At 36.7% G+C, this 8,983-nt stretch carries 9 protein-coding genes; 3 read left to right on the top strand and 6 right to left on the bottom strand.

Annotated features, from left to right (window positions below; genetic code table 11):
- Window positions 1-313: transposase (locus tag BLW28_RS15245; protein ID WP_143036920.1), on the top strand; the 313-nt coding region annotated here is incomplete at its 5' end.
- Between the two features lie 122 nt (window positions 314-435).
- Here BLW28_RS15245 and BLW28_RS15240 read toward each other — a convergent pair.
- The 5 genes from BLW28_RS15240 to BLW28_RS15220 all read right to left on the bottom strand — a co-directional run bounded on the left by BLW28_RS15240 (window position 436) and on the right by BLW28_RS15220 (window position 7,477).
- Window positions 436-2,367, bottom strand: coding sequence for a hypothetical protein (locus tag BLW28_RS15240; RefSeq protein ID WP_234946511.1), 1,932 nt, complete (start codon window positions 2,365-2,367; stop codon window positions 436-438).
- A gap of 31 nt (window positions 2,368-2,398) precedes the next feature.
- Window positions 2,399-5,173: a TonB-dependent receptor gene (locus tag BLW28_RS15235; protein WP_073222221.1), complete on the bottom strand. Its 2,775-nt coding sequence runs from the start codon at window positions 5,171-5,173 to the stop codon at window positions 2,399-2,401.
- A gap of 266 nt (window positions 5,174-5,439) precedes the next feature.
- On the bottom strand, window positions 5,440-6,486 hold the full coding sequence (gene arsB, locus BLW28_RS15230; RefSeq protein WP_073222225.1) for an ACR3 family arsenite efflux transporter: 1,047 nt from the start codon (window positions 6,484-6,486) through the stop codon (window positions 5,440-5,442).
- A gap of 6 nt (window positions 6,487-6,492) precedes the next feature.
- Complete coding sequence (locus BLW28_RS15225; protein WP_073222228.1) at window positions 6,493-7,122, bottom strand: arsenate-mycothiol transferase ArsC; 630 nt, start codon at window positions 7,120-7,122, stop codon at window positions 6,493-6,495.
- Between the two features lie 22 nt (window positions 7,123-7,144).
- Window positions 7,145-7,477, bottom strand: coding sequence for an ArsR/SmtB family transcription factor (locus BLW28_RS15220; RefSeq protein WP_073222231.1), 333 nt, complete (start codon window positions 7,475-7,477; stop codon window positions 7,145-7,147).
- A 196-nt stretch (window positions 7,478-7,673) separates the two neighbouring features.
- Here BLW28_RS15220 and BLW28_RS15850 point away from each other — a divergent pair, with 196 nt between their 5' ends.
- Together BLW28_RS15850 and BLW28_RS15215 are read left to right on the top strand one after the other, a co-directional pair.
- A complete protein-coding gene (locus tag BLW28_RS15850) occupies window positions 7,674-7,850 on the top strand; it encodes a hypothetical protein (protein ID WP_159431793.1) in 177 nt (58 codons plus the stop codon).
- Window positions 7,851-7,922: 72 nt separating this feature from the next.
- A complete protein-coding gene (locus BLW28_RS15215; RefSeq protein WP_073222234.1) occupies window positions 7,923-8,645 on the top strand; it encodes an FUSC family membrane protein in 723 nt (240 codons plus the stop codon).
- Between the two features lie 98 nt (window positions 8,646-8,743).
- Here BLW28_RS15215 and BLW28_RS15210 read toward each other — a convergent pair.
- Window positions 8,744-8,983, bottom strand: a 240-nt coding sequence (locus tag BLW28_RS15210) for an integrase core domain-containing protein (protein ID WP_143036919.1), incomplete at its 5' end; no start/stop codon positions are given.

The following is an 8,983-nucleotide window of genomic DNA, read 5'->3' as shown; positions in this document are numbered from 1 at the left end:
CCAAAAATGGAAGGATAAGTATTCCTATGCCGTCAAAAGCTGGCGTGACAACTGGGAAGAGCTCACGGTGTTCTATGAGTTCCCTCTGGAGATCAGGAAGATTATCTATACCACAAACCTTATCGAGAACCTGAACGGGAAAATAAGAAAGTACACCAAGAACAAACTTTCTTTCCCAACAGACGATGCCGTAATGAAATCCGTATATTTGTCTGTACGCGAAGCAACCAAAAAATGGACAATGCCTATCAGGAACTGGGGCATCATTTTAAATCAGTTCCTAACGATCTATGAAAAAAGGGTCAGACTTTAAAAAGTCTAACCCCTGTTATTTTAAACTTACACACTTAGCGGGATAGTGTCAGACACTAACAACACAAAAGCCCCTTGAAATCAAGAGGCTTATTAAATCGGTAGAATTTTGAAACCTAGTGGTTATTTGCTAATCCAAATCCAACCTGAAATATCTACCGGAGTTCCATTAAATACATCATCATCTGTAGTAGTAAGTGGAGCTCCATCAACTATAATATTTGCTAAAGGCCCATTGTCCTTCATATCTACATTGGTACCGTAATCTGTGAGTGAAATATTCGAAAAAGTCCCTCCTGACTGCTTCTTAAACTGAAAGGCTGTACCGCTTCCTGGATTTCCTGTATTAACTGCTGTTAAATTTGTAATAGTAGGATTTCCGTTATCGCCATCGGCTTCAATAGCAGTTGAAAAACCTGCGACATTGTTTAAAATGTATGTGTTTGTTATTGTACCGTTCCAACCTTCTGTCCAGTCAACAGAATCATCTTCATTATTTTCAAAATATAGGTTTGTTGCTGAAACAGAACCTCCAAAAAACTCAATTCCATCATCAGCACCATCAATTATAGCAACATTTGAGATTGATGTTCCAGAACCAACAGCATAAAGCGTTAGACCGTTGTATTGCGATTCTGAGTTAATCTGAGCACCCGCACCACGAATAACTAAATAGTTGATACTCCCTGAATTGTCAGCATTATTGGTGCCTCCATAAACAAGCCCCCCTACTTCTGCAATGGCGTTAACACCTTCTGTTGTTACTGCTTCTCCACAAATTAAAAGTCCGCCCCAATCTCCAGGATTACCACCTGCAGATTTCATAACTACTGGATTGTCGTTCGTTCCATTAATTTCAATTTTACCACCTTGCTCAACAGCGATATATTTATCGGTTCCTGTTTCAGAAATAATAGTAGTTCCTGCTGGAATAATCAGTTTTCCGCCAGCCTTAACAAGAGTCGTTCCTTGAAGCAGGTAAACAAGACTTGGATTTAACTCTGTTGTACCCGTAATTGCGCTTGGCAACACAGAAGTATCTAAAGTATTGTCTGTAGCCCAAGAGAACCTAGACAAATCAACAGAAGCAGGTGCATTGTAGCCGTTTGATGGGTCAGCTGTTTGACCGTCAATAATTATGTTTGATAAAGGGCCATTGTCCTTCATATCTATTCTAGTTGAATATCCTAAAAGAGAAAGTCCTGTAATAGTAGCACCTGATTGTTTTTTAAACTGAAGCGCAGTACCTCCTACTGTTGAAACAGCTGTGAAGTTTATTACCTTCGGATTGTTGTTGTCGCCATCGGCTTCAATTGCAGTTGAAAAAGGCTTTGTATGGCTCACATAAGTATTGGTAATTGTACCATTCCAGCCTTCTGTCCAGTCTACTGAATCATCTTCGTTATTTTCGAAATATAGATTTGATGCTGAAACAGTGCCTCCAAAAAACTCAATTCCGTCATCAGCGCCATCAAGGACTGCGACGTTATCGATGTGAGTCCCTGAGCCTACTGCATACAGCGTAAGTCCATTATACTGTGATTCTGAATTGATCTGAGCTCCTGCGCCACGGATGATTAAATATTCAATACTTCCTGAATTGTCAGCATCGTCTGTACCTCCATAAATAAGCCCTCCTACTTCAGCAATTGCATTCACTCCTTCAGTAGTGGTTGCATTTCCGCAAAGCAACAAACCGCCCCAGTCTCCCGCTGTATTGTTTTCTGAACGCATAACCACTGGATTTGAAGCAGTTCCTTGAACTTCAATTTTCCCGCCTTGCTCAACAGCAATGTATCTATCTGTTCCCACTTGCGATACAATTTCTGTACCCGCTGGAATGGTTAATTTAGCGCCTGACTTTACAAGGTAAGGACCAGTAATCGTATATTGAACAGAAGCATCCAAAATTCTATTAGACTCTAATGAACCTGTGAGTTCACTGTTTTCAACTTGTTGCTCTTCCGGTGTAAAATCATCATCGCTACTGCATCCCGTTAGGAATAACCCAGCTACTGCGGCGAGTGATAAGGCAAATTTTTTAAAGTTTTTCATTTTCATTCTTAATTTAAATTAGACATTTTTGTTAAAAAGTATAGTTAAGGTTTAAACCAAACCGCGCTCCACGTGTGTACGATAAAACCGTTTCTTCAGTTTCTATATTTGTAGTACTCGGTTTAATTAATTGTGTTCTTTTTATTTCAGGGTTTAGAATGTTTTTGCCTGAAATACCTATTTTCAAATGTTCGTTTAATGTTTTGCTTAGTATCAAATCCAGGGAAACAAACCCTTCTTCTATAATTGCGTCGTTGTAGTTTACATCTCCTGAAGTTTGAAATTCTGGTGATCCTAAGGCATATATTTTTTCTGAAGCATAATTCCCAGAAATGGTTGCTTCAAAAGGATTTTCAGTTTTGGTATTAAAATTTAAAGCACCGTTTACAATCCAGTCTGATGCCCCTTCTAAGCCGGTTTCAGTTAAGCCTTTGTACCTAAAAGTTCGAACAAAGTTCCCTTCCTCGTTATAAACTTCCTTTAAATCTTGTTTGTGCCACATTCTTGAAGCATTTACATTTAGTTTCAGATTAGGCCGTTCGTCACCCGAAATAAGATTTACGCGTCCTTCAACCTCCAAACCGTACACTTCAGCTTTATTACCTGCGTTGAAGTATGAAAACACACCTGCCGAACCTCTATCCTGCACTTTATTGATTGGATCTTTAATATGTTTGTAAAATCCTGTAACTGATAGCAGTTGGTCGTTTGAGGGGAAGAATTCCCATTTAAGATCGAAGTTTCGGTTTAATGAAGCATCGATGTTTGGATTACCGCGCGTAACCTGACCTACAGGCGAAACGTATTCAAAGGGAGCGATTTCCTTAAATTCTGGAAGTGTGGTCGTATAACTGTTCGCGAAACGGAAACTGTGTTTTTCGTTTAGGGCATATTTAATGTTGAAAGAAGGGAAAACCCTGCTGTATTCTTTGTTGGCACTCCCCTTTCGTCCTGCGTAGTTGTTTACATCCCAGTTGACATCAATATTATCTTTTTGAAATCGTAAACCTGCTTGAAGGGTGATGTTTCCTCGCACTCCGGTAATATTGGTATATCCAGCCATAGACCGCAACTCGCCATTATAAAAATCTGGTGCGAGCGTGTTTCTCTTTAAAAGTCCATAATCGAAGTTTTGCTGAGTAAAAATTTCTGAAATCTCATCGATGGAATGTGGGTTTATGGCGTTGGTTACTGTTTCTTCCGCGCCAAAAAACTGAGATTTAAAATCACGAGTTTTGTTTCTGTAATTCCCTCCAATGTTTATGTGAAAAAGACTTTCTTCCTTATCAATAATTTTAATTAAATCGTTTATTCGGGCATTATACTCAGTATCTTCAATTTTTTGAGTACTTTTTCGTTGTTGAAAACCACCTGTTCTTCCCAGTTGAACGATTTCATCACTAAAATTAAATTCATTGCGGATACGGTTTGGCTCATCAGCACTTAAGAAGTTATATCCCGCAGCCCAATCAATTTCGTTCTTTTCTCCAATTTTGTGTTCACCACTTATTTGGGTAACGGAAAGCAATGTTTTTTTAAGGTTTTGGTCGCGAATAAATTGTGAAAATCCTTCCTGTGGATCAGTTTCTTCATAAATTACTGCTTTACCAGAACGGCCGCCTTCAAACACTTCGTCTTCAATTTTATTAATTAATAATGTGTTGAATTTTAAGTCATTGTTGTCATTAGCTCTAAACCTAGTATGAAAGAGTCCCGAAGTCGCGACCTCCTTACTCCACGTAGTAGCATCTGGAATTACATCGTCTAAATAATTTGAACGGTATTGTTTAAAAGCACCTTCTTTATATTCAAAGTCTTCCGACTGACCAGCCGTAATAAGCAGACTAAGTTTATCGCCAATTCTTGTTCCTGCGCTTATGGAATAAGATTTATTAATTGGTAAATTCACAACTTCTGGATTCCAACTTTGACCAGTAATAGCCTGACTAGTAGGTATGCTTTGACTGTAAAACCCGAAAGAAACATCTTGATAATTTGGCGATACTTTAAAGTTATTAAACACCCCACTGCTCATTACATTGGTGTTAATAGAGGTTCCTAAACTAGCGGCAAGTAGATTTCTGCCGGATAGCTCCTTAGTATTTATATCTATATTTCCCGAAGCCTGATCTGCAGAGATATTTGGTGAAGTTGTTTTACTCACGTTAATGCTTTCAATCAACCGTGTAGAAAAGAGATTCAGATTTATATTTTTCCTTTCAATATTATCTGAAGGAATAGAAAGACCATTTAAAGTAGTGTATAAATACCGATCGCCTAAACCACGAACAAATATGGCGCCACTACCCTCTGTTTTTGAAATACCTGATATCTTAGAAGTTGCTCCGGCCGCATCAGAAATACCAAGTTTTGACAACTGCTCAGCGCCAATACTTTCTTTAATAGCGATTGCCTTTTTTTGCTCTAATAATAATGCTACTTCGGTCGCTCTGCGGGTCGTGGCTTGAATAACTACTTCGTCAAGAGTAGCAGCACTTGGCCCCATAGGCACATCAATATTTGTAACTTTTCCTGGAACAATTTTAACGTTAGGAATTTCAACCGTGTTATATCCTACATAACTGTACACAATTGTATACGTTCCTGGAGAAATGTTTGCTAAGGCGTACATTCCGTCGATATCTGAAGTAACGCCTTTTGTGGTTTCTTTTATAAAAACATTCGCAAAGGGCAAAGGTTCGTTGTTGTATTCTTTATCAATTAATTTTCCTACAATAGCTCCACTTTCTTGGGCTGTACAAACTGTGGTAAAAAGAAAGAAAAATAGTTTTAAAAAGGTTCTCATTATGTCGTTTCATTTGTTGGTTCAAAGAAACGTCCATTCTCTAAGGAGAAAGTTAACTTGAGATTACCTTTGTGTTACTATAAGGTTAACTACCTAAGTTTTTATATAGGAAGGTGAAGATGAAGTTGAAGTTCGGAAGAAATTGAAAGATATTTAGAACTTGATTATCATTTTAGCTTCCCAACACTTAAAAATAAAGCAGTTACGAACGCTAATTACATTTCTGAATTCTAAGAAATTACAACTAATAGAATTTTGAGTCGAAATTAAAGATTAGCTTTTCCGTAGTATTTATTTTTTAACCAAAAGGAAACTCGTACTAATAAAATCAAGGCCGGAACTTCAACCAACGGACCTATTACTCCGGTAAATGCCTGCCCAGAATTCAGTCCGAAAACTGCAATAGCTACGGCAATCGCTAATTCGAAGTTATTCCCTGCTGCAGTAAAAGCTACCGCTGCTGTCTTGTCGTATTCAGCTCCCATTGCTTTAGTAAAGAAAAAGCCGATAATAAACATCAATAAAAAATAGATAAGTAACGGAACAGCAATAATTAAAACGTCCATCGGAATTTTGACAATTAATTCTCCTTTCAATGAAAACATTACAATAATCGTGAATAATAATGCAATTAAAGTCAAAGGAGAAATTGCTGGAATAAATTTATTGGTGTACCACTCCTCTCCTTTTAACTTCACCAAAATAAGCCTGCTCAATATTCCCATAACAAAAGGAAGGCCTAAATATATGGCGACACTTTCTGCAATGGTAATAATTGAAATATCTACGATAGCACCTTCAAAGCCAAAAAATGGTGGAAGCACTGTAATAAATAGCCACGCATAAAAACTATATGCAAACACCTGAAAAATACTATTTAAAGCAACTAAGCCAGCTCCATACTCACTACTCCCGTCTGCAAGGTCGTTCCACACAAGTACCATTGCAATGCAACGCGCTAAACCAATTAAAATTAAACCGACCATATATTCGGGATAATCGCGCAAAAATATAATGGCTAAAATGAACATTAAAACTGGACCAATAACCCAATTTATAATAAGTGATATAGATAGGATTTTTGTATTTCTGAATACCTTTGGAAGAAGAGCATAATTAACTTTTGCCAAAGGTGGATACATCATTAAAATCAAGCCAATTGCAATTGGAATATTGGTTGTTCCGCTGTTAAATGAGTTTATAATATCTGGAAACGTAGGTATAAAATACCCAAGTCCTACTCCTATCGCCATTGCTACAAAAATCCATAACGTAAGGTTTCTATTAAGGAAACTTAACTTCTTTGATGCCATTTAATATCAGTTTATTTGAGAGAAAACGTAAAATAATTCTGTTGCTATTTGTAGGCTTCTTTCCTCGTATTGTAAAGCCTGTTGCGGTGTATTATCAAATACTTTTGGATCGTCGTAGGTTATTGGAATCCGTTTTTCAGCCCCAACTATAAACGGGCAATCTCCATCGGCCTGAGAACAAGTCATTATTGCCGCAAACTCTGATTTTGGATTGAAATTGTTATCTACCTTCTTAGAAAACCCAATAATAGGATGGGCGTTTTCGGCATATTTAATACTGTAAATTGGGTTGTTGGTTTCTGAAATCGTCGTTACTTGAAAACCTGAATTCATCAAAGTTTTGGCAATCATCGGAAACAAAGCGGTAGATTCTGTACCGCCCGAATAGCAAACCACATTTTGAATATTAAAAAAAGCGGCCATAGTTTGCGCCCAAACCTGTGATAAATGACTTCTTCGTGAGTTATGGGTGCAAATGAAATGTAAACGAACTTCCTGTTTTTTTGATACTTTTAGTTGAATAAAATCAATTAAAGGCTTTAAAATAACTTTTCGATCTTCAGTAATCGACTTCAGATTTAACTCGTTTATAGTCGATTCTATTTCAGAAAACATATTGGGTTTTGCGTGTGTCATTCGCTTAAAGTTTGTTTAATCGTTAGCAACAATCTGGGTTAATTGGCAAATCTTGATCAAGAAACGCTATCAGCACTTTCTTCATTGCTACCCAATTCTCTTTGTGAATACAATAGCAAACCTTAGTTCCTTCTACATTTCCCTTTATCAAACCCAACTGTTTCAACTCTTTTAAATGCTGGGAAACAGTAGGCTGTGCCAATCCAATTTCGTCGACCAAATCGCCACAAACACAGGCATCAATTTTAAATAAATGCTGTAAAATCGACACTCTTGCAGGGTGTCCAAAAACCTTTGCAAAACGAGCAATTTCATTTTGTTGGTCTGTAAATTTTTCTGTTTTTGCTAATCCCATATTGTTTCTTTTTATTCATCGCAATATTACGATTAATATTTTAAAAATTAAAATCACAAAGAATAAATTAAAAATATTATTGACACAAAGAAGTTCAAAACACTAATTTGAATTAAAATTAAATGCCTTATTTCCGGTAGTGATTTAAAATAGATTTTCTAATAAACCTTATATTAGCCTTTGAAAATATTCTGCATTGAACTTCACCTTACGACTAGTTTCCGATAATTTTAAAGAGTTCCTACAGTTTTTGAAAAGCATCAGTTTTTCAAAAGCAATTAGGGTTGGTATTGCCGTTACCCTACCCGCGGTAATTGCTACCCATTTGGGGTATTCTGAAATTGGAATGGCTATAAGTTTTGGAGCTTTTTGAAGTTCGCCGAGTGATGTAATAGGAAGCTTTCAACATAAAAAGATAGGGATACTTATATCGGCTGGTTTAGTAATGATTGTCAGCTTTATTAAAGGCTATATCAATTTAGACCTGTGGGCTTTATTACCAGCTTTAGGATTGCTCACATTCGCTGTTTCTTTTATTTCTGTTTATGGGTTTAGAGCTTCGCTAATAAGTTTTTCCGGTCTTATGGCATTGGCATTAAGCTTTGCACGCGATTCTGAAGGGTTAGAAATTTATGAATACGCTTTGTTAATGGGTTTAGGCGGACTTTGGTATTTACTTCTATCAAAAATTTGGTATCGCGTTAATCCAAAGGCGGAGACTGAAGAGTTTTTATCTGAAACGTACGTACTAACTGCCGAATTTTTAGAAACTCGTGGCAAACTAGTCGATCCAAAAGAAAATCGTGAAAACCTGCAATCTAAATTGTTGAAACTACAGCGGGATCTAACAAAAAATCACGAAACGCTTCGGGAAATTTTAATTCTTTCTAGAAAATCATCAGGACGGTCTAATTATCAAGATAAACGATTACTGATTTTTGCCCAACTCATCGAAATACATGAGTCGGCTATTGCTAATCCTGTAAATTATGAGCGTATGGATGCACTTTTTAATGAGCATCCTCAATACGTAAACAGATTTCAAGATTTAATTTTTGAAATGTCTTCGCAATTACGAACAATCTATGAAGCAGGGAATGATAAAAATAAATTACCAAAAAATGATTCTTTAAAAGAATGTATTGAAAATGTGCGACTCGAAATGTAAGCTTCCCCTATTTAGAACTGTTAGTTTTTCCAAATATATAATTTTTTACGTTTTAAAATAGAATGGCTTTCTCTTCATATTGTTTCTTTAAAGCCATTTTATTTTAAAATGAGCCTAGCGGCAGCGACACGTTTGTTTTCAGCATATTTTACTGGTGGTATTTTCCCTAAGCTATCGTGTGGTCTTTTATGGTTATAATCATCCATCCAAATTTGAGTTTGTTCACGCACTTGGTGTAGGTCTTCAAAAATATATTTGTTTAGCACCCCACGCCTATATGAGCCGTTGAAACGTTCTATAAAAGCATTTTGAGTTGGTTTTCCTGGCTGTATATATTT

It is taken from the genome of Aequorivita viscosa (assembly GCF_900106795.1).
Taxonomy (GTDB): domain Bacteria; phylum Bacteroidota; class Bacteroidia; order Flavobacteriales; family Flavobacteriaceae; genus Aequorivita; species Aequorivita viscosa.
The sequence above is the reverse complement of the archived record's forward strand: the minus strand, read 5'-3'. Positions and strand labels throughout refer to the sequence as shown.